This window comes from Pseudomonas sp. A125, assembly GCF_055409485.1.
Map to the genome: position 1 here is coordinate 241313 of NZ_JBUZVP010000001.1, position 25071 is coordinate 266383.

At 60.5% G+C, this 25071-nt stretch carries 21 protein-coding genes; 11 read left to right on the top strand and 10 right to left on the bottom strand.

All coding sequences use genetic code 11. From position 1 onward, the window contains the following. Positions 1–90: 90 nt before the first annotated feature. Positions 91–780, bottom strand: a complete 690-nt coding sequence (locus tag ACZRN6_RS01155) for an MlaA family lipoprotein (RefSeq protein WP_322143991.1) — start codon at positions 778–780, stop codon at positions 91–93. 195 nt (positions 781–975) lie between these two features. On the opposite strand from ACZRN6_RS01155, the gene ACZRN6_RS01160 reads away from it, so the two are divergent. Together ACZRN6_RS01160 and ACZRN6_RS01165 are read left to right on the top strand one after the other, a co-directional pair. Further along, the gene (locus ACZRN6_RS01160; protein WP_322143990.1) at positions 976–1587 is read left to right on the top strand and encodes an HAD family phosphatase; all 612 of its coding nucleotides are present in this window, start codon (positions 976–978) and stop codon (positions 1585–1587) included. A 110-nt stretch (positions 1588–1697) separates the two neighbouring features. After that, positions 1698–1964 (top strand): DUF4404 family protein, encoded by a 267-nt coding sequence (locus tag ACZRN6_RS01165; protein WP_322143989.1) that lies wholly within the window; start codon positions 1698–1700, stop codon positions 1962–1964. Positions 1965–2024: 60 nt separating this feature from the next. On the opposite strand, the gene queF is transcribed toward ACZRN6_RS01165, so the two are convergent. Both queF and copI read right to left on the bottom strand, forming a co-directional pair. After that, the gene (queF, locus tag ACZRN6_RS01170) at positions 2025–2855 is read right to left on the bottom strand and encodes an NADPH-dependent 7-cyano-7-deazaguanine reductase QueF (protein ID WP_322143988.1); all 831 of its coding nucleotides are present in this window, start codon (positions 2853–2855) and stop codon (positions 2025–2027) included. Positions 2856–2912: 57 nt separating this feature from the next. Next, complete coding sequence (gene copI / locus ACZRN6_RS01175) at positions 2913–3437, bottom strand: copper-resistant cuproprotein CopI (protein WP_464007033.1); 525 nt, start codon at positions 3435–3437, stop codon at positions 2913–2915. Between the two features lie 156 nt (positions 3438–3593). On the opposite strand from copI, the gene ACZRN6_RS01180 reads away from it, so the two are divergent. Both ACZRN6_RS01180 and ACZRN6_RS01185 read left to right on the top strand, forming a co-directional pair. After that, positions 3594–4274 (top strand): heavy metal response regulator transcription factor, encoded by a 681-nt coding sequence (locus ACZRN6_RS01180; protein WP_322143987.1) that lies wholly within the window; start codon positions 3594–3596, stop codon positions 4272–4274. Then, the gene (locus tag ACZRN6_RS01185; RefSeq protein WP_464007162.1) at positions 4274–5626 is read left to right on the top strand and encodes a heavy metal sensor histidine kinase; all 1353 of its coding nucleotides are present in this window, start codon (positions 4274–4276) and stop codon (positions 5624–5626) included. The genes ACZRN6_RS01180 and ACZRN6_RS01185 overlap by 1 nt, the downstream gene beginning before the upstream one ends. A 115-nt stretch (positions 5627–5741) precedes the next feature. On the opposite strand, the gene ACZRN6_RS01190 is transcribed toward ACZRN6_RS01185, so the two are convergent. Genes ACZRN6_RS01190 through ACZRN6_RS01200 form a run of 3 tightly spaced genes read right to left on the bottom strand, consistent with a single transcriptional unit; the run spans position 5742 to position 8986 of the window. Beyond that, entirely contained in the window at positions 5742–6986 is a 1245-nt protein-coding gene (locus ACZRN6_RS01190) for a lipoprotein-releasing ABC transporter permease subunit (protein WP_322143986.1), read from the bottom strand. 58 nt (positions 6987–7044) lie between these two features. Then, complete coding sequence (lolD, locus tag ACZRN6_RS01195) at positions 7045–7728, bottom strand: lipoprotein-releasing ABC transporter ATP-binding protein LolD (protein WP_017477213.1); 684 nt, start codon at positions 7726–7728, stop codon at positions 7045–7047. A 7-nt stretch (positions 7729–7735) separates the two neighbouring features. Then, positions 7736–8986 carry a lipoprotein-releasing ABC transporter permease subunit gene (locus ACZRN6_RS01200; protein WP_322143984.1) on the bottom strand — a complete coding sequence of 417 codons (1251 nt, stop codon included), beginning with the start codon at positions 8984–8986 and terminating at the stop codon, positions 7736–7738. 94 nt (positions 8987–9080) lie between these two features. On the opposite strand from ACZRN6_RS01200, the gene ACZRN6_RS01205 reads away from it, so the two are divergent. Both ACZRN6_RS01205 and ACZRN6_RS01210 read left to right on the top strand, forming a co-directional pair. Then, on the top strand, positions 9081–9665 hold the full coding sequence (locus ACZRN6_RS01205) for a PilZ domain-containing protein (RefSeq protein WP_322143983.1): 585 nt from the start codon (positions 9081–9083) through the stop codon (positions 9663–9665). Between the two features lie 66 nt (positions 9666–9731). Continuing rightward, positions 9732–10454 carry a glycerophosphodiester phosphodiesterase gene (locus ACZRN6_RS01210; protein ID WP_003218946.1) on the top strand — a complete coding sequence of 241 codons (723 nt, stop codon included), beginning with the start codon at positions 9732–9734 and terminating at the stop codon, positions 10452–10454. Between the two features lie 42 nt (positions 10455–10496). Here the strand turns inward: ACZRN6_RS01210 and sthA are convergent, their stop codons facing one another. Continuing rightward, positions 10497–11891 (bottom strand): Si-specific NAD(P)(+) transhydrogenase, encoded by a 1395-nt coding sequence (gene sthA / locus ACZRN6_RS01215; protein ID WP_063032248.1) that lies wholly within the window; start codon positions 11889–11891, stop codon positions 10497–10499. A 235-nt stretch (positions 11892–12126) separates the two neighbouring features. Here sthA and ACZRN6_RS01220 point away from each other — a divergent pair, with 235 nt between their 5' ends. Beyond that, a complete protein-coding gene (locus tag ACZRN6_RS01220) occupies positions 12127–12669 on the top strand; it encodes a chalcone isomerase family protein (RefSeq protein WP_322143982.1) in 543 nt (180 codons plus the stop codon). Between the two features lie 197 nt (positions 12670–12866). Then, positions 12867–14165 carry an MFS transporter gene (gene tcuC, locus ACZRN6_RS01225; RefSeq protein WP_322143981.1) on the top strand — a complete coding sequence of 433 codons (1299 nt, stop codon included), beginning with the start codon at positions 12867–12869 and terminating at the stop codon, positions 14163–14165. A gap of 162 nt (positions 14166–14327) precedes the next feature. Here tcuC and ACZRN6_RS01230 read toward each other — a convergent pair whose 3' ends face one another. Then, a complete protein-coding gene (locus ACZRN6_RS01230; protein WP_029616136.1) occupies positions 14328–15791 on the bottom strand; it encodes a glyceraldehyde-3-phosphate dehydrogenase in 1464 nt (487 codons plus the stop codon). A 339-nt stretch (positions 15792–16130) separates the two neighbouring features. Between ACZRN6_RS01230 and mfd the strand changes: the two genes are divergently transcribed. The 3 genes from mfd to ACZRN6_RS01245 are packed head-to-tail and all read left to right on the top strand — an operon-like array spanning position 16131 to position 22861. Continuing rightward, positions 16131–19580: a transcription-repair coupling factor gene (gene mfd / locus ACZRN6_RS01235; RefSeq protein ID WP_464007034.1), complete on the top strand. Its 3450-nt coding sequence runs from the start codon at positions 16131–16133 to the stop codon at positions 19578–19580. A gap of 11 nt (positions 19581–19591) precedes the next feature. Continuing rightward, positions 19592–20161, top strand: a complete 570-nt coding sequence (locus ACZRN6_RS01240; RefSeq protein ID WP_322143979.1) for a CsiV family protein — start codon at positions 19592–19594, stop codon at positions 20159–20161. A gap of 9 nt (positions 20162–20170) precedes the next feature. Further along, positions 20171–22861 (top strand): DEAD/DEAH box helicase, encoded by a 2691-nt coding sequence (locus ACZRN6_RS01245; protein WP_464007035.1) that lies wholly within the window; start codon positions 20171–20173, stop codon positions 22859–22861. A 93-nt stretch (positions 22862–22954) separates the two neighbouring features. Here ACZRN6_RS01245 and nagZ read toward each other — a convergent pair whose 3' ends face one another. Together nagZ and ACZRN6_RS01255 are read right to left on the bottom strand one after the other, a co-directional pair. Further along, positions 22955–23965 carry a beta-N-acetylhexosaminidase gene (gene nagZ, locus ACZRN6_RS01250; RefSeq protein ID WP_464007036.1) on the bottom strand — a complete coding sequence of 337 codons (1011 nt, stop codon included), beginning with the start codon at positions 23963–23965 and terminating at the stop codon, positions 22955–22957. A 170-nt stretch (positions 23966–24135) separates the two neighbouring features. Then, positions 24136–24843 (bottom strand): TetR/AcrR family transcriptional regulator, encoded by a 708-nt coding sequence (locus ACZRN6_RS01255; protein WP_464007037.1) that lies wholly within the window; start codon positions 24841–24843, stop codon positions 24136–24138. Positions 24844–25071 lie beyond the last annotated feature (228 nt).

Below are 25071 nucleotides of genomic sequence, written 5' to 3' on the forward strand. Positions count from 1 at the left end.
CAAAGTAAGGACGTAACCCACGGGCAAACCTCAAATTCCGCTCGCAAAAAAGGCGGCCCGAGGGCCGCCTTCTGCATTCAAGCCCGAGGCTTAAAAATCGTCTACAACCTTGCCATCCTTGACCTTGTACTCGCGATTTTGCAGGTACGCATTGCGGATGAAGGTGTATTTGTCGCCGCTGATCAGCTTCTCGGAAGACAGCAGGCTGGCGCGGGTGTCGATAATGTCGAGCCCCATGGTGCTGTTACGCCAGTCGATATCATTCATGTAGCGGTACGGTTCGGTGTAGCTGTCCACGTACTTGGACGGCGCGTCACGCAGGGTGCTTGGGCCCAGCAACGGCAGCATCACGTAAGGACCGCTGCCGACACCCCAGTGGCCGAGGGTCTGGCCGAAGTCTTCGTCGTTGCGTTGCAGCCCCATTTTGGTGCCGACATCAATGAAACCCAGCACGCCGAACGTGGTGTTCATCAGCAGGCGGGCAGTGTCGACGCCGGCAGCATGCGGCTTGAGTTGCAGCACGTCGTTGGCAAAGTTGCCGACGTCGCCGATGTTGCGGAAGAAGTTGTGCACACCGTCCTGCACGAACTGCGGGGTGACGAACTGATACCCTTGGGCCAAAGGCTTGAGGGCGTAGGTGTCAACGGTGTCGTTGAAGGTGAAGATCGGGCGGTTGATGCTTTCCCATGGATCATCTTCCGAGGCCGCCTGGGCCGCGAAAGGAACCAGCAACACACTGGCACACACGGTTAGCTGAGCTAGACATTGGCTCCAGCGCATAGCTTGAACTCCTTGAATGGTCTGTCATGGGCGCTATGCCCTGAATGAGGCCGTCAGTATATGACGGAAGTGTCGGATTAGGCAGCCTTGCAGAAATGTCATTCGGCAAATGCACAAAATTCCTACAATTACAGCCGATGTAACTTGCCTGTCATCAGCGTTCGGTAGCGTCACTGTTATTTCAGGGACGTCGAAATGCCACACGCCGAAATTGTTACTGCCAGTGTCCCGTCCCTGACGGCCGTACTGTTCGGGCTTAGTGGCTGCCTGGTGGATTTTGGTTCCCAGGCCCGCGCCGGCTCTGCGCGCTCAAGCGACTCCCATGCCACTGTCGGCGCCCTCAAAATCCTGCGCAGCCTCGAAGAACAGCGCGTTCCTTGCGCATGGCTGGATGAGTTACCTGTTTCGGTTTGCATGCCTTTGGCCGCGGGGTTACCACGTTGGATCAAGGCCGCCAAACCCTCCTCTACCCGCTGGCCCGCGCCCCACGCATGCTGGCAAGCGTTGATGGAACTGAACATCGAACGCCTTGAAGGCTGCGTCCTGGTCAGCGGCGAACCGCGCCTGCTGCAATCGGGGCTCAACGCCGGCCTGTGGACCATCGGCCTGGCATCCTGCGGTTCACTGTGCGGGGTCTCTACGGAGCAATGGCAAGCACTCAGCGAGAAGGAACGCGAGCATAAGCGTGCCAAAGCCACTGTCGCGCTCTATGGCCTGGGCGTGCATTCGGTAATTGACCACCTCGGCGAACTGCACACCTGCCTGGCAGACATCAGCCTGCGCCAGCTCAAAGGCGAGAAGCCCTGATCGAGATCATGCACAGTCGGCGCCAGTGGATTAATCTACAGGTCAGCCCGCAGACCTTTCCCGGCCTGCCGCGGTCTATGCCAGTGCCTATCGATAAAAGGAAGAACGCCATGCCTGCCCGCGAACAACTGCAAGAACAGGTCAAAATTTTGCGCGAGCAATTGGATCAGAATCCAGAAATGCCACTCGAAAAGCGCGAAGAGCTGCAAACATTGATTGCTGAACTGGAGGTTCAGGAGCCGCTGGAAGGCGCCATTCAGGATCCGAGTATCGCCGACGGTGTGAACCAGGCGGTAGAGCGCTTCGAACTGGACCACCCGGGCATCGCCGGGACCCTGCGCAATATTGTGCTGACCCTGGGTAATATCGGGATCTAACAGCCGGGCACCTACCCAATGTGGGGGCGAGCCCGCTCCCACATTTATTTTGTGTGAAGGCTACTGACGAGCCAGGCGCAAGTTCTGGAACTGCAGATCTTCAGTGCTGCGATACGGGTTGATATCCAGCCCACCGCGACGCACATACCGCGCATACACCGTCAGTTTCTCCGGTTTGAGCAAACGCTGCAGATCGAGGAAGATCCGCTCCACACACTGCTCATGGAAGTCCGAATGCTGGCGAAAGCTCACCAGGTATTCCAGCAGGCTGGCGTGGTCCAGCGCCGCACCGCGATACTCCACCGCCACGCTGCCCCAGTCAGGCTGGCTGGTCACCGGGCAGTTGGACTTGAGCAGATGGCTGTGGACGCTCTCTTCCACCACACGCGAATCGTCGCAACGCAGCAGTTCCGGGCGCGGGTGCTCATAGTTGCTGACCGTAATGTCCAGGTCATCAATGCACACACCAGGCAACGCGACCACACCTTCGGCTTCAACCTCGCCCAGGCTGCGGATGCGTACGCCAACCGGCTTGCCGGCGGCTGCACTCAGGTCGGTGTGCAAGGTCGCCTCAAGGCTCTGCACGTCGGCAAACGCAGTCTGGTTCAGTGAGTTGAGGTACAGCTTGAAGGACTTCGACTCGATGATGTTCGGCGAGTCGGCCGGGATACTGAATTCACCGATGGCCACCACGGGCTTGCCGGAAGGCAGCAGCCAGGACAGTTCGAAGCAGTTCCAGAAATCCACGCCTTTATACGGCAGCGTCTCGGCGCTCAGGCCCAGCTCGGCCCACTTGGCGGCGCGGGGAATCGGGAACAACAACGAAGGGGTGTAGGTGCAGATGTATTCACTGGACTTGCCCAGCGGCGAATGTTCGGCTGCGGGATGCATGGCGGAAACCTGGCTAAATAAACGCGGCCATTCTACCCGCCTTTGCACCCCAGTTGCTTACTGGCTGACGGTCAGCTTGCCAACCATGCCCGCCTGGTAGTGGCCAGGGATGTTGCAGGCGAACTCCAGGCCGGTGGTCTTGGCGAAGGTCCAGGTCAGTTCGGCGGTCTTGCCCGGCTCTACGAGTACGCTGTTGGGGTCGTCGTGTTTCATGCCGCCCATGTCGCCATGGCCCATCGCACTGTGGTCCATTTTGCCCATGCCGGTAGCCGTCAGCATGCCGCTGGCCTGCATCTTGAGCATTTCCTGCTGGTGCGCAGCGTGCATCGCCGCGTCGCCCAGGTTGAACTCGTGAAGCAACTGGCCTTTGTTGATCAATACGAAGCGCACGGTCTCACCGGCTTTTACATCAATAGCCTTGGGCGAAAAGGAAATGTCCTGCAGCACCACTTCCACGGTGCGCGTGGCCTTGGCGGCGGGTGCAGCCTCACCGAAGGCGAAGGTTTCGGCCGGGGACGCCAGCACTGGAAAACTCAGCGCCATCAGGCAGCCAGCCAACAGCCAGGGTTTACGCAAAAACATGGTCACACTCCAAAGGTTCTGAATCAGTCTGTGGGACACTTTACAAACGCCGCGCTGCCAGCCAACTGACGGCTAGATTACAACTTTGTCAGCTTGAGCCTGCTGTAGGGCGCGCGCTGTATAACGTCTGTGTTTACGTAAAACCATGAGCCGCCCATGAAACTGCTGATCGTCGAAGACCAACCGAAAACCGGCCATTATCTGCGCCAGGGCCTGGCCGAGGCCGGGTTCAACACCGAACTGGTGGCCGACGGTACCAGCGGCCAGCACCTCGCACTGACCGGCGACTACGACCTGTTGATCCTCGATGTGATGCTGCCAGGCCGGGATGGCTGGCAAATCCTCCAGGCGGTACGCAGCGCCGGGCTCGACATGCCCGTGCTGTTCCTGACCGCACGGGACGCGGTGGAAGACCGGGTGCATGGCCTGGAACTGGGCGCCGACGACTACCTGGTCAAGCCCTTCGCATTTTCCGAATTGCTGGCCCGGGTGCGTAGCCTGTTGCGCCGTGGCAGCAGTACGCCCCAGGAAACCAGCCTGCAACTGGCCGACCTGCGCCTGGACTTGATCCGCCGCCGGGTGGAGCGCGACGGCCAGCGCATCGACCTCACGGCCAAGGAATTCTCCCTGCTGGAACTGCTGCTACGCCGCCAGGGCGAAGTACTGCCCAAATCACTGATTGCCTCCCAGGTATGGGACATGAACTTCGACAGCGACACCAACATCATCGAAGTCGCGATCCGCCGCCTGCGCTTGAAAGTCGACGACAGCTTCCCCAACAAGTTGATTCACACCGTGCGCGGCATGGGCTACGTGCTTGAGGAGCGGTTCAGTTGATCAAGCGGATTTCCCTGACCAGCCGCCTGGCGCTGTTGTTTGCCGGCTGTACCGCGGTGGTCTCGCTGTTGGCGGGCGTATTGTTCAACCACGCCAGCGAGGTGCACTTCATCGAGCTGGACCAGCAGTTGCTCGACGGCAAGCTGATAGCGTTGCGCAGCACATTGCAGGGTGCGGGCACTCCCGAGCTATTTGCGTTACGAGAGGCGAAACTGCGCGAAGAACTCAATCGCCAGCCCGACCTGGCCCTGCGCATCACCGCCGGCAATCAGCGCTGGTTCGATGGTGCACCGGGCGTCACCTTGCCCCAGGAACCAGGCCTGCACAGCGTGCAGAACGCCGGAACCGATTACCGGGTGTACAACGCGCCCCTTGTTTCCGGCAACGCCGACTCGCCACAGCTGACCCTGATGCTCGACATCACCCACCATCAACACTTCCTGCAACGCATGCAGCATCTGATCTGGCTGACCGTCGGCCTTTCCGCCCTGGCCACCGCCCTGCTCGGCGCCTGGGCGGCCCGCAGCGGGTTGCGACCCTTGAGGCGCATGAGCGAAGTGGCTGGCAGCGTGTCCGCCCACTCCCTGACCCAACGTCTGCCCCAGGAACAGATGCCGGCCGAACTGGCGGAACTGGCCCAATCCTTCAACGCAATGCTTGGGCGCCTGGACGACGCCTTCCAGCGGCTGTCGGCGTTCTCTGCCGACATCGCCCATGAATTGCGCACGCCGCTGTCGAATTTGCTGACACAGACCCAAGTCATCCTCACACAGCCACGGGCGCTGGAGGACTACCGCGAGGCCCTGCACAGCAACCTTGAGGAACTGCAATGGATGGCGCAGTTGGTCAACGACATGCTGTACCTGGCCAAGGCAGACCATGGGCTGCTGATGCCCAAGCGCGAAAAACTGATGCTGGCGGACGAAGTGGACGCATTGCTGGAATTTTTTACGCCACTGGCAGAGGACGTCCAGGTGCGGCTGGTTCGGGAAGGCGCCGCCAATACCTCAGGCGACCGCAGCATGTTGCGCCGGGCGATTTCCAATCTGCTGGATAACGCACTGCGGTTCACCCCGCCGGGTGGCGAAGTCAGCGTGCGGATTGCCGAGGGTATGCAAGGCGTGACGCTGAGTGTGGAAAACACCGGGGAAGGCATTCCGGAGGCGTTGCTGCCAAGGTTGTTTGACCGGTTTTACCGCGCAGATCCGGCGCGTCATGAAGGGAGTAGCGAGCATGCAGGGCTGGGGCTGGCGATTACCCAGTCGATTGTGCGGGCCCATGGCGGGCAGATTTTCTGTGAGTCGGGGACGGGATGGTCGCGGTTTGTGATGGCGTTGCCGCGGGGGTATTGATGCAAGCTGTACCGGCCTCATCGCGGGCAAGCCCAGCTCCCACATTAGACTGAGTTGTTCTGGCGAACGCGGTCAAATGTGGGAGCTGGCTTGCCTGCGATAGCGGTCTTAAGAACTACGAATATCTCAGGGCATGCGCCGGCTCAATCTTCGCCGCCCGATACGCTGGGTAGATCGTCGCCAAGAAGCTCAACACAAACCCCGCCGAGCAAATCAGCACCACATCCCCGCCCTGCAATTGCGAAGGCAGGTTGCTGACGAAATACACGTCCGAGCTGAAGATATGCTGCCCGGTCACCCGCTCCAGCCACCCCACCAGTTCACTGACGTTCAGCGCCGCGATCACGCCCAGGATGCCGCCGATCAAGGTGCCGACGATCCCGATCACCGTGCCCTGCACCATGAAGATCGCCATGATCTGCCGTGGCGTGGCGCCGATGGTACGCAGGATCGCAATGTCGGCGCCCTTGTCGTTCACCACCATGATCAAAGTCGCGATGATGTTGAACGCCGCCACGGCAACGATCATCAGCAACAGCAGGCCGATCATGGTCTTTTCCATCTTCATCGCGCTGAACAGGCTGCCCTGGGTGTGGGTCCAGTCGTCCGCCTTGTAGTCGGCGCCGAGGCTGGCGGCGATATCCGCCGAAACCTTGGGCGCCGCGTACAGGTCCTTCACCGCCAGACGCACACTTTGCACCTGGTTCGGTTCCCAATGCTGTATCTCGGCGGCGTCGGCCATGTGGATCAACGCCATGGAGCCGTCCAGCTCCGCCCCCACCTTGAACACACCGACCACATTCAACCGCTGCATGCGCGGGGTGATGCCACCGGGTGCGCTGCTGATTTCCGGGACGATCAAGGTCAGCTTGTCGCCAACGTTCAGGCGGAAACGCCGGGCTGTGATCTCACCGATCACTACACCGAACTCGCCTGGTTTCAGATCTTCAAGACGGCCCTGGACAATATGCTGGGCCACAATCGACACCTTGCCTTCCTGGGCCGGATCAACGCCACTGATCTCGATCGGCTGCATCCCGCCCTTGTAGGAGAGCATGCCGTCCATCTGTGTGAACGGTACCGCAGCGGTGACTTCAGGATTTTTCATCGCCGCCGCCGCCACCGGCTGCCAATCGCTGATCGGCTTGACGCCAACGATGGTCGCGTGGGGCACCATGCCGAGAATGCGCGAGCTCATTTCCCGCTGGAAACCGTTCATCACCGACAGCACCACGATCATCGCCAGCACGCCCAGGGCGAGGCCGATCATCGAGGTCATCGAGATAAACGAAACAAAACGGTTGCGGCGCTTGGCGCGGGTATAGCGCGTGCCGATGAAAATCGATAACGGTCTGAACATTCGCGGGCACCGTTGAAAAAATAGAAAACCCGGCGCCGGGCGCCGGGCTTGAAACAGGTCAGATGGCGACCAGATGACCTTCCTGCAGGTGCAACACACGGTCCATCTGGCGGGCCATGCTCATGTCATGGGTCACCACCAGGAACGCGGTGCGCATCTGGGTGCTCAGTTCGAGCATCAAGTCCTTGATGCCCTGGGCGGTGTGGGAGTCGAGGTTGCCGGTGGGCTCGTCGAGCATCACCAGGCCCGGGTTGTTGACCAGGGCGCGGGCAATCGCCACACGCTGGCGCTCACCGCCGGACAATTCAGCCGGCTTGTGCTCCAGGCGATGGCCCAGGCCAACCCGCTCCAGCAACGCCTTGGCACGCTGGCGCGCCTCGGGAATGGCGGTCTTGCCGATCAACAGCGGCATGCAGACGTTTTCCAGGGCGGTGAACTCAGGCAGCAAGTGGTGGAACTGGTAAACAAAGCCCAGCGAGCGATTGCGCAACTGGCCACGAGCCTTTTCGCCCAGGGCCGACAGTTCTTCGCCGGCCAGCCACACGCTGCCCTGGGACGGCGTATCAAGGCCGCCCAACAGGTTGAGCAAGGTACTTTTGCCGGAGCCGGAACTGCCGACGATCGCCACGCGCTCGCCCGGGTGCAGTTCCAGCTGCAGGTTGGACAGCACCACCACGGACTCCGGGCCTTCCTCGTAGGATTTGCCCAGGTTGCGGCAGCTCAGGATTGCTTTTTCACTCATGCCCGATTCACTCATAACGTAAAGCCTGCGCTGGCTGGGTACGTGCCGCGCGCCAGGCTGGATACAGGGTGGCAAGGAAGCTCAGGACCAACGCCGCAGCACCGATCATCAACACGTCCTGGCTCTGCACCTGGGACGGTAGGTAATCGATGAAATAGACGTCGGAATTCAAGAATTTGTGGCCAATCAACACTTCAAGGCCGGCGATGGCAGCGCTGACGTTCAGCGCGGCGAGAATCCCCACCGCAGTGCCGATCAAGGTACCCACCACGCCAATCACCGTGCCCTGCACCATGAAAATCGCCATGATCTGCCCCGGCGTAGCGCCTAGGGTGCGCAGGATCGCGATATCGCCCTTCTTGTCGTTCACCACCATCACCAGCGTGGAGATGATGTTGAAGGCCGCCACGGCGACGATCAGCAGCAACAGCAGGCCGATCATGGCTTTTTCCATGCGGATGGCCTGGTACAGGTTGCCGTGGGTACGGGTCCAGTCGCGGGCGTAGTACTGGTTTTCACCCAGGTGCTGGGCGATTTCCCACGAGGTACGCGGCGCGTCGAACAGGTCGTTGAACTTCAGGCGCAGGCCCTGGACCTGGTCCGGCTTCCAGCGATGCAGGCGGGCCAGGTCAGTCAGGTTGGTCAGGCCCAAGTAGCCGTCGATCTCACCGGCGCCGACGTGGAAGATGCCGACCACGGTAAAGCGCTTCATGCGCGGGAACATGCCGGCAGGGGTCACGGTGACTTCCGGGGCGACGAAGGTCAGCTTGTCGCCGATACCCACGCCGAGCTTGGCCGCGGCCTTGTCGCCGATCGCGATGCCAAAGCTGCCGGGCGACAAGTCGTCCAGTTTGCCCTGCTGCATGAAGTTATCGATGATCGAGACGTTGCGTTCCTGCGCCGGGTCGATGGCATTGAGCAGGACTTTCTGCACCTTGCCGTCGTTGGTCAACAGGCCCTGCATTTGGGTGAACGGCGCGACCGCCAGCACTTTGGGGTTCTGCTTGACCTTGGCGGCCAGGCTTTGCCAGTCGCTGATGGGCTCACCCGACTCGATGGTCGCGTGGGGCACCATGCCCAGCACGCGCGTGCGCATCTCATGATCGAAGCCGTTCATCACCGACAACACCACGATCATCACGACAACGCCAAGGGCGAGCCCGATCATCGAGGTCAAGGAAATGAACGACACAAAATGATTGCGACGTTTTGCACGGGTATAACGCGTGCCAATAAATACGAAGAGAGGTCTGAACATGTCGGGGCTTGTTCGGAGGAAAAGAAGACGTCCTTGTGGCGGGGTCAGGTAAGCAGCTTTACACTCAGACCATCACCGCTGCCTTGGGTTCGCCATGTCGACATTAGATGAAGAAGATCGCCGCGAATACTACCGTATCGAGGACATGATCGCACTGGAAATTACCCCGCTGTCGGCCCCGGAAGCGTTGAGCAAGGAAGTATTGCTGGATGATTCCCCGCTGTTCAATCTACTCAGCGAGTTACACCTGAGTGAATTCGAATCCCAGCACCTGCTGCGCCAGATCGGCGAGCGGGACCGCACCCTCGCCGCCTTCCTCAAAGTGCAGAACAAACGCATGGATTTGCTCAGTCAGATCATGGCGCAAAGCCTGCTCGGCGAGATCGGGACGCCGCAGCCGGTAGTTATCTCTGAAGGTGGCATCGAGTTCCTGAACCCCACGGCGATCCAGCCCGACAGCCACCTGGCGGTCAAGCTGGTGCTGATGCCCCAGGCGCTGGGCCTGTTGCTGCGAGCTAAAGTCACCCATTGCGATGCCAAGACCGGCGGCTTTGAGATCGGCACGGAATTCGAAGCCATGACCGATGCCCAACGCCAGTTGCTGGCGCGCTATATCCTGCAGAAACAGGCCCAGGAACGGCGCCTGGCGCGGGAAAAAAGCGACGAATCCGACACCTGAATACGAACACTGAATGGCGCGTCGCGTCATCCATCCAGCCAGGAACCCTGGCGTAAAGGAGCAACTGTGACCCTGATTTATGGCCACCGCGGTGCCAAAGGCGAAGCACCGGAAAACACCCTGACCAGCTTCCAGGAATGCCTCAAGCACGGCGTGCGCCGTTGCGAACTGGATTTGCACCTGTCCATGGACGGCGAGCTGATGGTCATTCACGACCCAACCCTCAAGCGCACCACCGACCGGCGCGGCAAGGTCGTCGAGTATTCAGCCGCCGACCTGGTCAAGATGGACGCGCGCAAAGGCGGCCCGGGCTGGGTCAACCCCTGCCCGATCCCACGCCTGGAAGAACTGTTTGAACAGTGCGACTTCGATCACTGGCAACTGGAAGTCAAAAGCGCATCGCGCACCCGTGCGGCAACCACCGTGCTGGCGATCCGCGAAATGGCCCAGCGTTTCGGGCTGATGGACAAGGTCACCGTCACCTCAAGCTCGCGGGAGGTGTTGAAAGCGGCGCTGGACCTCACCCCGGACCTGTCCCGTGGGCTGGTAGCCGAATACGCCTGGCTCGACCCGTTGAAGGTCGCGGCCAACTATGGCTGTGAGATTCTGGCGTTGAACTGGACGCTGTGCACCCCTGAGCGTCTGGAAAAAGCCCAGCGCCAGGGTTTGCACGTGTCCGTGTGGACCGTCAACGAACCCGCGCTGATGCGCAGGCTCGCCGACTTCGGCGTAGATAGCCTGATTACAGACTTTCCCGGTTTGGCCACTGCCACCCTCGGGAATTACTGAAATCGGTCTCCCCGGCCGGCTCAGGCCACCGGCCGGAGCCGCTCAAAAAAGCCGGTTGAGACCGTCGTAGGCCGCTACCCGATAGGCTTCAGCCATGGTCGGGTAGTTGAACGTGGTGTTGACGAAATACTTCAGGGTATTTTGTTCACCCGGCTGATTCATGATCGCCTGGCCGATGTGCACGATCTCCGACGCCTGATAGCCGAAGCAATGCACGCCGAGCACTTCGAGCGTTTCACGGTGGAACAGGATCTTCAGCATGCCTTGCGGCTCACCGGCGATCTGCGCACGCGCCATGCTCTTGAAGAACGCCTTGCCGACTTCGTAAGGCACCTTGGCCTTGGTCAGTTCGTGCTCGTTCTTGCCGATCGAGCTGATCTCCGGAATGGTGTAGATCCCGGTCGGCACGTCGTTGACGTAGCGCCAGCTGCCGTTGTCGACAATGCTGCCCGCCGCAGAACGGCCCTGGTCGTGCGCGGCACTGGCCAGGCTTGGCCAGCCGATCACGTCACCGGCACCGTAGATGTTCGGTACGCAGGTGCGATAGTTCTCGTCCACTTCGATCTGGCCCCGGCTGTTGACCTTGACCCCGATATTTTCCATGCCCAGCTTGTCGGTGTTGCCAGTACGGCCGTTGCACCACAGCAAGGCGTCGGCCTTGATCTTCTTGCCGGATTTGAGGTGCAGGATCACACCGTTGTCCAGGCCTTCGACCCGTTCGTACTCTTCGTTGTGGCGCACGGTGATGTTGTTGTTGCTGAAGTGGTAACTCAACGCCTGGGAAATTTCCGAGTCGAGGAAGCTCAACAACTGGTCGCGGTTATCCACCAGCTCGACCAGTACACCCAGGCCACTGAAGATCGAGGCGTATTCACAGCCGATCACGCCGGCGCCGTAGATGATCAGTTTGCGTGGGGTGTGGCCCAGGCTGAGGATGGTGTCGCTATCGTAGATACGCGGGTGGTGAAAATCGATATCCGCCGGGCGATACGGGCGCGAGCCGGTGGCGATGATGATGTGCTTGGCCACCAGCTTCTCGACCACGCCGTTGGCGCAGACCACTTCGACGGTTTGCTCATCGGCAAAGCTTCCGGTGCCGAAGAACAGGTCGACGCGGTTACGGGCATAGAAGCCGGTACGCGAGGCAACCTGTTTGGAAATGACTTTTTCAGCGCTCTTGAGCACGTCCGGGAACGAGAACCAGCGCGGCTCACCAATGGCCCGGAACATCGGGTTGGTGTTGAACTGCATGATCTGGCGCACCGAGTGACGCAAGGCCTTGGACGGGATGGTACCCAGGTGGGTGCAGTTACCGCCGACCTGGCGACGGCTATCGACCATCGCCACCTTGCGCCCTGCTTTGGCGGCGTTCATCGCCGCACCTTCTCCAGCTGGGCCGGAACCCAGTACCACCACGTCGTAGTTGTAGACAGCCATGCGTACTCCTCAGAACAGGCCAGGGCGCACGGTTGGACGCCTGGCTAAATCATGCCGCGGCCAGCGGTCATGAAGGATCAATGTGGCTCAAGTGTGTGAGCCGGGGCACAGTCTATAGAAGGCTCAACGTCGCGCACATTAACCCTTGGTCGCGTCGTAGGCCAGTTTTGCCTTTACTACACGGCGCTCGTTATTGAATTAACCTGTAGGTAAGCACCTTCCAGAGCGGGCCATTATGCGACATGTGGTTATTTGTTTATTACTGATGTTTTCGGTCCCGGTGTTGGCGAATGAGGCTGATCGCCTCAAACAAGCCGATTTTGCGGCGCAATCTCATCAACTGGTTCTGAAAAACCAGGCCGTCCTGACCTACCTGTGGGCAGATGTGTATGCGGCGGCGCTGTTCGCCCAACCTGACCTGAGCGCCAAACAGGCCCTGGACCAGCAAAAAGACCTGCGCCTGGAGCTGTATTACTTTCGCGATATCGACCGCAACGATGTGATCAAGGCGGCGACGGCCACCCTTGAACGCCAGCAGAAAGCCACCGCCCTCGCCCGCCTGAAGCCCGAACTGGATCAATTGCACAAAAGCTTTCGCGATATCCGCAGCGGTGACCGTTATGCCCTGGATTTTCGGCCACAGCGCGGGTTGAGCCTGGAAATCAACGGCACGGTGGTTTTCAGCAGCCGCGATGACGCGCTGGCAAAGGCTTATCTCGGCATCTGGCTGGCACCGAAAGGCCTGTCCGACAGCCTGCGAAATACCCTCCTCAATTGATCGCTCCCGCATTGGACTTTCATCACCCGCAGCCCTGCGGCAATTTGCCAGCTTGCTATCGGTTTTTTGTTGCCTGTGGTGGCTTATACACATATCGTTACAAAACTGTTCAGCGCCAGCTTCGTGCCAGGGCTTTTAACAGCAAGGACGGTTGCGACCAGGGATTACTAATAAGATAGCCAAAATGAGTGCATGACATGTCCACCACAACGGGCAAGGGCAAGGCGATCTTTCGCGTTGTCAGCGGTAACTTCCTCGAGATGTTCGACTTCATGGTCTATGGCTTTTACGCCACGGCCATTGCCAAGACATTTTTCCCCACCGACAGCGCTTTCGCATCCCTGATGCTGTCCCTGGCGACCTTCGGTGCCGGGTTCCTGATGCGTCCGCTGGGCGCGATTTTCCTCGGTGCCTACATCGACCGTCACGGCCGTAAAAAGGGCTTGGTGATCACCCTGGCGATGATGGCTGCTGGTACCGTGTTGATCGCCTGTGTGCCCGGGTATGCCACCCTGGGCGTTGCGGCGCCGTTGATCGTGCTGTTCGGTCGCCTGCTGCAAGGCTTCTCCGCCGGTGTCGAGCTGGGCGGCGTGTCGGTGTACCTGGCGGAAATCGCCACACCGGGCCGCAAAGGTTTCTTTGTCAGTTGGCAGTCCGCCAGCCAGCAAGCGGCTGTGGTGTTCGCCGGCCTGCTGGGCGTGGGCCTGAACCACTGGCTCAGTCCGGAAGAAATGGGTGACTGGGGCTGGCGCGTGCCGTTCCTGATTGGTTGCCTGATCGTGCCGGTGATCTTCGTGATTCGTCGCTCCCTGGAAGAAACCCCGGAATTCCAGGCGCGTAAACACCGCCCTACCCTGCAGGAAATCATCCGTTCGATCGGTCAGAACTTCGGCATCGTTATCGCGGGCATGGCATTGGTGGTGATGACCACCGTGTCGTTTTACCTGATCACCGCCTATACCCCGACCTTCGGCAAGGCCGAATTGCACTTGTCGGATTTCGATGCGCTGCTGGTGACCGTGTGCGTGGGCATCTCGAACTTCATCTGGCTGCCGGTGATGGGCGCGGTGTCCGACAAGATCGGGCGTAAGCCCCTGCTGCTGGGGGCGACTATCCTGGCAATCCTCACCGCCTATCCGGCGCTGTCGTGGCTGGTGGCCAACCCGAGTTTCAGCCATCTGCTGATCGTGTTGCTCTGGCTGTCGTTCTTGTATGGCTCGTACAACGGCGCAATGGTTGTAGCGCTGACCGAAATCATGCCGGTAGAAGTACGCACCACGGGTTTCTCCCTGGCCTACAGCCTGGCGACAGCAACCTTCGGTGGCTTTACTCCAGCGGCCTGTACCTACCTGATCCACGTGCTGGACAACAAGGCAGCGCCGGGCATCTGGCTCAGCGGCGCGGCAGTACTGGGCTTGGTGGCCACACTGATCCTGTTCAAGGGCAACCGTCATGAGCTGCGTACCGCGCAGGCTTCGATAGTCGGCGGCGCTTGATCGATCGCTATCGCAGGCAAGCCAGCTCCCACAGTTGAATGTATTCACACATCAACATGTGGGAGCTGGCTTGCCTGCGATGAGGCCGGTACAAGCAACACAAAACCCAAAGACACAAAAAAGCCCCGAACCAGTCGGGGCTTTTTCATTTACTGCTGATGCTTAACGCGGGAATGCTGGCGGGTTAACCCCGGCCATATCTTCCATCACACGAACCACCTGGCAGCTGTAACCGAATTCGTTGTCGTACCAAACGTACAGAACAACGCGGTTATCCTGGGTGATGGTTGCCTCGGCATCCACCACACCGGCGTGGCGCGAACCCACGAAGTCGGTGGAAACCACTTCCTGGGAATTGACGAAGTCGATTTGCTTATGCAGATCGGAGTGCAGCGCCATGTAGCGCAGGTACTCGTTCATCTCTTCACGGGTGGCGGCTTTCTCAAGGTTCAGGTTGAGAATGGCCATCGACACGTTCGGCGTCGGAACACGAATCGCGTTGCCAGTCAGCTTGCCGGCCAGCTCGGGCAGAGCCTTGGCAGCAGCGGTGGCAGCACCGGTCTCGGTGATCACCATGTTCAGCGCGGCGCTACGGCCACGGCGATCGCCCTTATGGAAGTTGTCGATCAGGTTCTGGTCGTTGGTGTACGAGTGAACCGTTTCAACGTGACCGTTAACGATGCCGAACTTGTCGTTCACCGCTTTCAGCACCGGCACGATGGCGTTGGTGGTGCAGGAAGCAGCAGACACGATCTTGTCGTCAGCGGTGATTTCGCCGTGGTTGATGCCGTGCACGATGTTCTTCAGCTTGCCCTTGCCAGGCGCCGTCAAAACAACGCGGTCGATACCCGGGCAAGCCAGATGCTGGCCCAGGCCTTCGGCGTCGCGCCATACACCGGTGTTGTCCACCAGCAGGGCGTCCTTGATGCCGTACTGGGTGTAATCCACCTCGGCCGGGTTCTTCGCGTAGATCACCTGGATCAGGTTACCGTTGGCGGTGATGGTGTTGTTTTCTTCGTCGATGACGATGGTGCCGTTGAACGGACCGTGTACCGAGTCACGACGCAAGAGGCTTGCGCGTTTGGTCAGGTCGTTTTCTGCACCTTTGCGAACCACGATGGCACGCAGGCGCAGGCCGTCGCCGCCACCGGTTTTTTCGATCAGGATGCGTGCCAGCAGACGGCCGATACGACCGAAGCCGTACAGCACCACGTCGGTGCCTTTGCGGGCAGCAGCGTTTTGCTGGCCAACCACATCGGCCATTTCTTCACGGACGAACTGCTCGGCGGTGCGGCCAGCGCCTTCCTTGCGGAATTTGTAAGCCAGCTTGCCCAGGTCTACCGAAGCCGCGCCGAGCTTGAGCTCGCTCATGGCTTTAAGCAGGGGGAATGTTTCGTGGACGGAGAGTTCGCTGTCGTCGGCGGAACGATGGCGAGCAAAGCGATGAGCCTTGAGAATCGCGATGACTGATTGGTTGATCAGGCTGCGGCCATAGATCGAGCTCACCACATTGTTATTGCGGTATAGCTGACCGATAAGCGGAATCATCGCTTCAGCGAGTGCTTCACGGTCGATCCATTCACCAAGACACTGGTCGGGCTTCTGAGTCACGGGAACCTTCCACATGTAGGGGCAGAAAAAAGGGGCTACATTATGCCGCCCGACCGCCCCCGGAGCAATGCGCACCCAGCAACAAAACCCCTTGCAAAAAAATATCGCCGCGCTGGAGCCCAGTAAATACGTGGCTTTCAGGGCACCCCCTGTTGGACCAATGTGACAAAGTGTCCGTAACCCTCCGAAACATACGCCGATTTCGGCACTACATAATGAGTCAAAAGGCGCCTTTGTTTGTCTTAGCCACTACATTTCCTACAAACCGTAATAGGCTCAGTCAGCAACTGACAGGCGGCACCCGGGGCCGTTACAATTACCGACTTTGTCGCAACGCTTGGAGCTCAACCTTCCGTGCCCGTTCTGCGTCTACCGATTCTCCCTGCTGCGGCAGGTAAACAGCACTGGGGCAACCTGCCCGGTGCCGCCCTCAGCCTGGCTATCGCCGAGGCTGCCAGCGCTGCCAAGCGCTTTACCCTGCTGCTCACCGCCGACAGCCAAAGTGCCGAGCGGTTGGAACAGGAGCTGAGTTTCTTCGCCCCCGATTTGCCGGTACTGCATTTCCCGGACTGGGAAACCCTGCCCTACGATCTGTTCTCGCCGCACCAGGACATCATTTCCCAGCGCATCGCCAGCCTGTACCGCTTGCCGGAACTGGCCCACGGCGTGCTGGTGGTGCCGATCACCACGGCCTTGCACCGCCTGGCGCCGACCAAGTTCCTGCTGGGCAGCAGCCTGGTGCTGGACATTGGCCAGAAGCTCGACGTGGAACAGATGCGCACCCGGCTTGAAGCCAGTGGTTATCGCTGCGTCGACACGGTGTACGAGCATGGTGAGTTCGCGGTGCGGGGTGCGTTGATCGACCTGTTCCCGATGGGCAGCAAACTGCCGTACCGGATCGACCTGTTCGACGACGAAATTGAAACCCTGCGCACCTTCGATCCGGAAAACCAGCGCTCCATCGACAAGGTGCAGTCGATCAAGCTGCTGCCGGCCCGGGAATTCCCGTTGCAAAAAGACGCGGTCACACGCTTCAAGGCGCGTTTCCGCGAACGTTTTGATGTGGACTTCCGTCGTTGCCCGATCTTTCAGGATTTAAGCAGCGGGATTACCCCCGCCGGTATCGAGTACTACCTGCCACTGTTCTTCGATGAAACCTCGACCCTCTTTGATTACCTGCCCCAGGACACCCAAGTGTTCTCGCTGCCAGGCATCGAACAGGCGGCGGAGAACTTCTGGAATGACGTGCGCAACCGTTATGAAGAACGCCGCGTCGACCCGTCGCGCCCTTTATTGCCACCGGCCGAATTGTTCCTGCCGGTGGAAGACTGCTTCGCCCGCCTGAAGCACTGGCCTCGCGTAGTCGCCAGCCAGCAGGACGTGGATACAGGTGCCGGCCGCGAGCGCTTCCCGGCGCAAGCGCTGCCGAACCTGGCGATTGAAGCCAAGGCCAGTCAGCCGCTGGAAGCGCTGTCGAATTTCCTCGGTGACTTCCCCGGCCGCGTGTTGTTTACCGCCGAGTCCGCCGGGCGCCGCGAGGTGCTGCTGGAACTGCTGGAACGTCTCAAGTTGCGCCCGAAAACCGTCGACAGTTGGCCGGACTTTGTCGCAAGCAAGCACCGCCTGGCGATCACCATCGCGCCGCTGAACGAAGGTCTGCTGCTGGATGATCCGGCCCTGGCCTTGATTGCCGAGAGCCCGCTGTTCGGCCAACGCGTGATGCAGCGTCGTCGTCGCGAAAAACGCGCCGACGCCAACAACGATGCGGTGATCAAGAACCTCACCGAACTGCGCGAAGGCGCGCCGGTGGTGCATATCGACCACGGTGTGGGTCGCTACCTGGGCCTGCAGACCCTGGAGATCGACAACCAGGTGGCTGAATTCCTCACCATGGAATACGCCGAGGGCGCCAAGCTCTACGTGCCCGTGGCCAACCTGCACCTGATCGCCCGCTACACCGGCAGCGACGACGCACTCGCGCCATTGCACCGCCTGGGCTCCGAGACCTGGCAGAAAGCCAAGCGCAAGGCCGCCGAACAGGTACGCGATGTGGCCGCCGAGCTGCTCGACATTTATGCCCGCCGTGCCGCGCGCGAAGGTTATGCGTTTGCCGACCCAAAAGCCGACTACGCGACCTTCAGCGCCGGCTTCGCCTTCGAAGAAACCCCGGACCAGCAAACCACTATCGACGCGGTGCGGGCCGACATGCTGGCGCCCAAGCCGATGGACCGCCTGGTGTGCGGCGACGTGGGCTTCGGCAAGACCGAAGTGGCGATGCGCGCCGCCTTTATTGCGGTGCATGGCGGCCGGCAGGTGGCGATCCTGGTGCCGACCACCCTGCTCGCCCAACAGCACTACAACAGCTTCCGCGACCGCTTTGCCGACTGGCCGGTGACCGTAGAAGTGATGAGCCGCTTCAAGTCGGCCAAGGAAGTGAACGCGGCCATCGCCGACCTGGCGCAAGGCAAGATCGACATCGTCATCGGCACGCACAAGTTGCTGTCGGACGATGTGAAGATCAAAAACCTGGGGCTGGTGATCATCGACGAAGAGCACCGCTTCGGTGTGCGTCAAAAAGAACAGCTGAAAAACCTACGCAGCGAAGTCGACATCCTGACCCTCACCGCCACGCCGATTCCGCGCACGCTGAACATGGCGGTGTCGGGCATGCGCGACCTGTCGATCATCGCCACGCCACCGGCGCGCCGCTTGTCGGTGCGTACCTTCGTCATGGAGCAGAACAAAAGCACGGTCAAGGAAGCCCTGCTGCGGGAGTTGCTGCGTGGCGGCCAGGTGTACTACCTGCACAACGATGTAAAAACCATCGAGAAATGCGCCGCCGACCTCGCCGAACTGGTGCCGGAAGCCCGGATCGCCATCGGCCACGGGCAGATGCGCGAACGCGAACTCGAACAGGTTATGAGCGACTTCTACCACAAGCGCTTCAACGTGCTGATCGCCTCGACCATCATCGAGACCGGCATCGACGTGCCCAGCGCCAACACCATCATCATCGAGCGCGCCGACAAGTTCGGCCTGGCGCAGTTGCACCAGTTGCGCGGCCGAGTCGGGCGCAGCCACCACCAGGCGTATGCCTATTTGCTGACGCCACCGCGCCAGCAGATCACCTCCGACGCCGAGAAGCGCCTGGAAGCGATCGCCAACACCCAGGACCTCGGCGCCGGCTTTGTGCTGGCCACCAACGACCTGGAAATCCGCGGCGCCGGCGAATTGCTGGGCGACGGCCAGAGCGGGCAGATCCAGGCGGTGGGTTTCACTCTTTATATGGAGATGCTCGAACGGGCGGTCAAAGCCATCCGCAAGGGCGAGCAACCAAACCTCGACCAACCACTGGGTGGCGGCCCGGAAATCAACCTGCGCTTGCCGGCGTTGATTCCCGAAGACTACCTGCCCGATGTGCACGCGCGGCTGATTCTGTACAAACGCATCGCCTCGGCCTCCGACGAAGAAGGCCTCAAGGACCTGCAGGTGGAGATGATCGACCGCTTCGGCCTGCTGCCGGAACCGACCAAGAACCTGGTGCGCCTGACCCTGCTGAAATTGCAGGCCGAACAGCTTGGTATAAAGAAAGTCGATGCCGGGCCGCAAGGCGGGCGTATCGAGTTCGAAGCACAGACGCCGGTGGACCCATTGGTGCTGATCAAGCTGATTCAGGGCCAACCCAATCGCTACAAGTTCGAAGGGGCTACGCTGTTCAAATTCATGGTGCCGATGGAACGCGCCGAAGAACGCTTTAATACACTGGAGGCGCTGTTTGAGCGCCTCATCCCGAAATCTGCTTGAAGGACGCCCCAATGCGCCTGTTCCGCATTTTGAGCTTGTTGTTGGTGGTCGTTGCCCCTTCGGCGTTCGCCGACAGCCCGTACCTGGTGGAGATGATCCTGGTGCGCCAGAACGCCGAGCCGGTGATCAACAGCCGTGCAGCGCCAGAAAACTGGGACGCCGGCGCGCCACGCCTGCCGGCCGACAAAATGAGCCCGCCGCGGCTGGGCAACATCGTCGAAAAACTCAATGCCGACAATAGCTACACGGTGTTGCTGCACCGCACGTGGGAACAAAACCTCGGTGAGCAGCCGGTCAAGCTGGCGATCAGTGACGGCACGGAACAGTTCGGCCAGTTCCCGATTGAAGGCACCCTGAGCCTGCAACTTGGGCGTTTTACCGATATTGACGCAGACTTCTGGGTCAACCAGTTCGACGCCAACGGCAGCGTGATTGCCAGTGAGCACCTCAGCCAGCAAGACGTGCGCACCAAGAACAACCAGCTCAACTACCTGGACGGCGGCCACCTCGCCCTGTTGATCAAGATCACTTCGCTGACCGCCAAACCGCCCAGCGCACCGCCGCCCGACGTCCAGGACTGATCCAGCACCATGCCCCTGACGTCATCGTTGACCAAACCCCTGGCCCCTTCGTGGGCCAATCGCTTTAAAGAGCAAAGCCTTGAGCGCGGCCGGCGCTACGCCCTGGAAAACCGCGTGCGCATTGTGGAATCCGGCGACAGCACCATCATTGCCAGCTGCGAAGGCTCGGGCGGCAATGTGTACCGCCAGACCATCTCCCTGCGCGAATCCGCCAAAGGCGCGTTGATCCTGGTAGACAGCCGCTGCACCTGCCCCGTGCACACCAACTGCAAACACATCGCCGCCGTGCTGCTCAAGGTCCAGGAAACCCTGGCCTACCCGGCGGCGGCCCAGGATGCCGAGTTGCTGGAGAAACTCCAGGCGGTGCTGGATAACCGCGTGGTACTGCCGCAAGTGTTGATGGAAGACGTGCAGCCGGTACCACGTTTGTGGCTGGCGAGTATCGAGTTCAGCGCCTTTGAGCCGCGCAACGGCAAGATGCAGCGTTATATCCAGCACCGGGCGGCGTTGTCCTTCAACTACCTGGGCAACTACGTCAGCGGCCAGAAGAACGCCGACATCATCGTGCGCCAGGAGCAGCAGAGCCTGCGGATCAAGCGCCACCCCGAGCTGGAGCAACAGTTTCGCGAACAACTGCGGCTGCTGGGCTTCAAGATCGCCACGCGCCAGAGCAAGGCCCTGCCGGAAAGCGCCGGCGAGCTGTTCGAGATGGTCAATGACAGCGCCTGGCTGAACTTCACCCTGAATGCCTCCCCTACCCTGCGCGCCCAAGGCTGGGAACTGCAGATCGATGAGGATTTCGGTTTCGACCTGAGCGCCGTCGACGACTGGTATGCCAGCGTCGACGAAGTGCCGGAGCGTGACTGGTTCGACCTGGAACTGGGGATCATCGTCAACGGCGAGCGCCTGAGTTTGCTGCCGATCCTGTTGAACCTGATGCGCTCCCACACCGAGATCCTCAACCCGGAAAAACTCGCCCGGCGCCGCGATGACGAGTTGATTTTGGTGAACATTCCAGGCCTGCCCAACGGCCATGGTCCATTGCAAGTGGCGCTGCCCTACGGCCGGCTGAAACCGGTGCTGGCGACCCTGGGCGAGTTCTACCTGCAAGAGCCAGGCACTACCGCGCTGCGCCTGGCCAAGGCCGACGCCATTCGCCTCAACCCGCTGGAAGACCTGCCACTGCAATGGGAAGGCGGCGAAAAGATCCGCAACTTCGCCCAGCGCCTGCGGGACATCAAGGATTTCAGCTGCGAAGCGCCCGAAGGTTTGAACGCGACATTGCGCCCTTATCAGCTGGAAGGCCTGAGCTGGATGCAGTCGCTGCGCCAGCTCGACGTCGGCGGGATTCTCGCGGATGACATGGGCCTGGGCAAAACCCTGCAAACCCTGGCGCATATTCTGAGCGAGAAAATCGCCGGGCGCCTGGACCGACCGTGCATGGTGGTGATGCCCACCAGCCTGATCCCGAACTGGCTCGATGAAGCGGCGCACTTCACGCCGCAGCTCAAAGTACTGGCGCTGTATGGCGCCGGGCGTAAGAAACATTTCCAACAGTTGCAGGACTACGACCTGCTGCTGACCACCTACGCCCTGCTGCCCAAAGACATCGAGCAACTGGCCGCCCTGCCCTTGCACGTGTTGATCCTCGACGAAGCGCAGTACATCAAGAACCCCAACAGCAAGGCGGCCCAGGCGGCCCGCGAACTGAATGCCCGCCAACGCCTGTGCCTCAGCGGTACGCCGCTGGAAAACCACTTGGGCGAGCTGTGGTCGCTGTTCCACTTCCTGCTGCCGGGTTGGCTGGGGGACGTAAAAAGCTTCAACCGCGATTACCGCGTACCGATCGAAAAGCGCGGCAGCGACGTGCGATTGCAGCACCTCAATGGTCGGATCAAGCCGTTCCTGCTGCGCCGTACCAAGGAACAGGTGGCGACGGAATTGCCGCCCAAGACCGAGATCATCCACTGGGTTGACCTCAATGAAGCCCAACGCGATGTGTACGAAACCATGCGCCTGGCGATGGACAAGAAAGTCCGCGACGAGATCACCCGCAAGGGCGTGGCCCGCAGCCAGATCATCATCCTGGAAGCGCTGCTCAAGCTGCGCCAGGTGTGCTGTGATTTGCGCTTGGTCAATGATGCAACGTTGCCGGCCAAGGGCAGCAGCTCGGGCAAGCTCGACAGTTTGCTGGAGATGCTGGAGGAGTTGTTTGCCGAAGGGCGCAGGATTCTACTGTTTTCCCAGTTCACCTCGATGTTGAGCCTGATCGAAGCCGAATTGAAAAAACGCGGCGTGGCCTACGCACTGCTGACCGGGCAAACCCGGGATCGGCGCACGCCGGTGAAGGACTTCCAGAGCGGCAAACTGCAGATTTTTCTGATCAGCCTGAAGGCAGGCGGTGTCGGGCTTAACCTGACGGAAGCAGACACGGTGATTCACTACGACCCGTGGTGGAACCCGGCCACCGAAAACCAGGCGACCGACCGTGCGTATCGCATTGGCCAGGAGAAGCCGGTATTCGTCTACAAGATGATTGCCCGGGGCACCGTGGAAGAGAAAATCCAGCATTTGCAGAAGGAAAAATCTGATCTGGCGGCGGGCATTCTGGATGGGCGCACGACGGGGGATTGGAAGCTGGGGAATGAGGACATTGAGGCGTTGTTTGCGCCGCTGCCTCACAAGCAAGAGAAGCGCTGACTTTAAGACCGCTATCGCGGGCAAGCCCGCCCCCACACCTGGAATGCATTTCCCTGTGGGAGCTGGCTTGCCTGCGATGGACGCGAGACGGTCTTAATCGATCAATTGAGCATCTCGCAGCGCACCCAACGCCGCCAACCAACGCGGATCCTGCTTGTACTCGGTCGAAGCCACAGCCTGCCCTCGCATCCGCGCAATACGCGCCGACGGCGTGACCTTCATGCGCTGGGCAGCACTCAATGCCAGTTCGGCAGCAGCCCGGTCATTGCACACCAAGCCCATATCGCAGCCCGCAGTCAGCGCTGCCTCGATACGGCCGGCGGCATCACCGACTACATGAGCGCCGGCCATAGACAGGTCGTCACTGAAGATCACCCCGTCAAACTGCAACTCGCCGCGCAGGATGTCCTGCAACCAGCGCCGGGAGAAACCGGCCGGTTGCGCGTCGACCTGTGGATAAATCACATGGGCCGGCATGACCGCCGCCAGTTGATTGCTCAAGCGTGCAAACGGTACCAGGTCATTGGCGCGAATCTGTTCCAGGCTGCGCTCATCATTGGGAATGGCGACGTGGGAGTCGGCTTCGGCCCATCCGTGCCCAGGGAAGTGTTTACCTGTGGCTGCCATGCCGGCGCTGTTCATGCCGCGGATAAAAGCCCCGGCGAGCACGGCGGCGCGCTCGGGGTTGCCTTCAAAGGCGCGAGTGCCCACGACTGCGCTGCGCTGGTAATCGAGGTCGAGTACCGGGGCGAAGCTCAGGTCCAGGCCGACCGCCAGCACTTCAGTGGCCATGACCCAGCCGCACTGCTCGGCCAGTTGCTCGGCATTCGGGTTGTCCGCCAGGGCTCGCATCGCCGGCAGGCGCACGAAACCCTGGCGCAAGCGCTGTACGCGGCCGCCTTCCTGGTCGACGGCCAGCAACAGGTCCGGACGCACAGCGCGAATCGCGGCGCTCAACTCACGCACCTGGCGCGGGTGCTCGATATTGCGCGCAAAAATGATCAGGCCGCCCACCTCGGGCTGACGCAACAGGTGACGATCTTCAGCCGTCAGCCAGGTACCGGCGACGTCCACCATCAAAGAGCCTTGCAGGGCTTGGGTCATAAAGCTTCCTTAAATAACGCACGCAGCCCGAAGCCCTCGCGAGATCGCATCGCCAGTATTGGGTCTGGAGACGGACGTTCAGCGAGAGCAACAGGGTGTGGGTAAATAGCTGAAATCGGCATGGGCAGCTAGCTTAGCGGATGCAAGCGGCCGCGCACACCCGGCATGGGTTAAACCTTGGCCGGGGCCGGTACCGACTTACTGCGGGGGCGCAACTGGGCGGCCGCCATGCTCTGGTCGGTGACGCCGGTTTCGGCACGCATGCCGGCGGCGAGGAACGGCACCATCAGGCGCATTACCTGCTCGATGGAGGTGTTGACGCCAAAGTCAGTCTCGGCAATCGCCCGCAACGCCTTGATCCCGGACATGCTGAACGCCGCGGCACCGAGCATGAAGTGCACGCGCCAGAACAGTTCGATCGGCGGGATACGCGGCGCGGCTTCGTTGACCAGCAGCATATAGCGGCGGAACACCTTGCCGTACATGTCTTCCAGGTAGCGACGCAGGTGGCCCTGGCTCTGGCTGAACGCCAGGCCCAGCAAGCGCATGAAGATCGACAGGTCATTGCCGCTGCGAGGCTGAACCACCAAGGCTTGCTCGACGAGGATTTCCAGCAGGTCTTCCAGCCTTGGCTTGTTTTCAGGCTTGGCCTGGCGACGCTCCAGCTCACGGTCGAGGCTGATGCAAAAAGGCCCCAGGAAACGTGAGAACACCGCCTGGATCAGCGCTTTCTTGGAGCCGAAATGGTAATTCACTGCCGCCAGGTTAACCCCGGCCTTGCTGGTAATCAGCCGCAATGAAGTTTCAGCAAATCCTTTTTCCGCGAACAACTGCTCGGCAGCATCGAGAATGCGTTCAACGGTTTCCGACTGGGCCATGGCTACTCCGCCTGACAAACACTTGTTTGAAACATACGTTTCAAGCTATGTCTTGTCAAGCCTGCAGGTCCGTTTGCGGCTGGTCGGTCACCGATTTCATGGCCATTTAATCACATTCGCCAAGGTCTGTAGGTTGCGCTATCTCCAGCCTGTAGGAAGGACGACAAACGACCGTCCAGCGGAGTGACTGAAAACGGTGATTGCCAAGCGCAGTCCACTGTATATAAT

Excerpts from the sequence above, each read along its gene's own strand:
- ACZRN6_RS01155 (WP_322143991.1), bottom strand. The coding sequence starts at position 780 with ATGCGCTGGAGCCAATGTCTAGCTCAGCTAACCGTGTGTGCCAGTGTG.
- ACZRN6_RS01160 (WP_322143990.1), top strand. The coding sequence starts at position 976 with ATGCCACACGCCGAAATTGTTACTGCCAGTGTCCCGTCCCTGACGGCC.
- ACZRN6_RS01165 (WP_322143989.1), top strand. The coding sequence starts at position 1,698 with ATGCCTGCCCGCGAACAACTGCAAGAACAGGTCAAAATTTTGCGCGAG.
- queF (WP_322143988.1), bottom strand. The coding sequence starts at position 2,855 with ATGCATCCCGCAGCCGAACATTCGCCGCTGGGCAAGTCCAGTGAATAC.
- copI (WP_464007033.1), bottom strand. The coding sequence starts at position 3,437 with ATGTTTTTGCGTAAACCCTGGCTGTTGGCTGGCTGCCTGATGGCGCTG.
- ACZRN6_RS01180 (WP_322143987.1), top strand. The coding sequence starts at position 3,594 with ATGAAACTGCTGATCGTCGAAGACCAACCGAAAACCGGCCATTATCTG.
- ACZRN6_RS01190 (WP_322143986.1), bottom strand. The coding sequence starts at position 6,986 with ATGTTCAGACCGTTATCGATTTTCATCGGCACGCGCTATACCCGCGCC.
- lolD (WP_017477213.1), bottom strand. The coding sequence starts at position 7,728 with ATGAGTGAAAAAGCAATCCTGAGCTGCCGCAACCTGGGCAAATCCTAC.
- ACZRN6_RS01200 (WP_322143984.1), bottom strand. The coding sequence starts at position 8,986 with ATGTTCAGACCTCTCTTCGTATTTATTGGCACGCGTTATACCCGTGCA.
- ACZRN6_RS01205 (WP_322143983.1), top strand. The coding sequence starts at position 9,081 with ATGTCGACATTAGATGAAGAAGATCGCCGCGAATACTACCGTATCGAG.
- sthA (WP_063032248.1), bottom strand. The coding sequence starts at position 11,891 with ATGGCTGTCTACAACTACGACGTGGTGGTACTGGGTTCCGGCCCAGCT.
- ACZRN6_RS01220 (WP_322143982.1), top strand. The coding sequence starts at position 12,127 with ATGCGACATGTGGTTATTTGTTTATTACTGATGTTTTCGGTCCCGGTG.
- tcuC (WP_322143981.1), top strand. The coding sequence starts at position 12,867 with ATGTCCACCACAACGGGCAAGGGCAAGGCGATCTTTCGCGTTGTCAGC.
- ACZRN6_RS01230 (WP_029616136.1), bottom strand. The coding sequence starts at position 15,791 with ATGTGGAAGGTTCCCGTGACTCAGAAGCCCGACCAGTGTCTTGGTGAA.
- ACZRN6_RS01240 (WP_322143979.1), top strand. The coding sequence starts at position 19,592 with ATGCGCCTGTTCCGCATTTTGAGCTTGTTGTTGGTGGTCGTTGCCCCT.
- ACZRN6_RS01245 (WP_464007035.1), top strand. The coding sequence starts at position 20,171 with ATGCCCCTGACGTCATCGTTGACCAAACCCCTGGCCCCTTCGTGGGCC.
- nagZ (WP_464007036.1), bottom strand. The coding sequence starts at position 23,965 with ATGACCCAAGCCCTGCAAGGCTCTTTGATGGTGGACGTCGCCGGTACC.
- ACZRN6_RS01255 (WP_464007037.1), bottom strand. The coding sequence starts at position 24,843 with ATGGCCCAGTCGGAAACCGTTGAACGCATTCTCGATGCTGCCGAGCAG.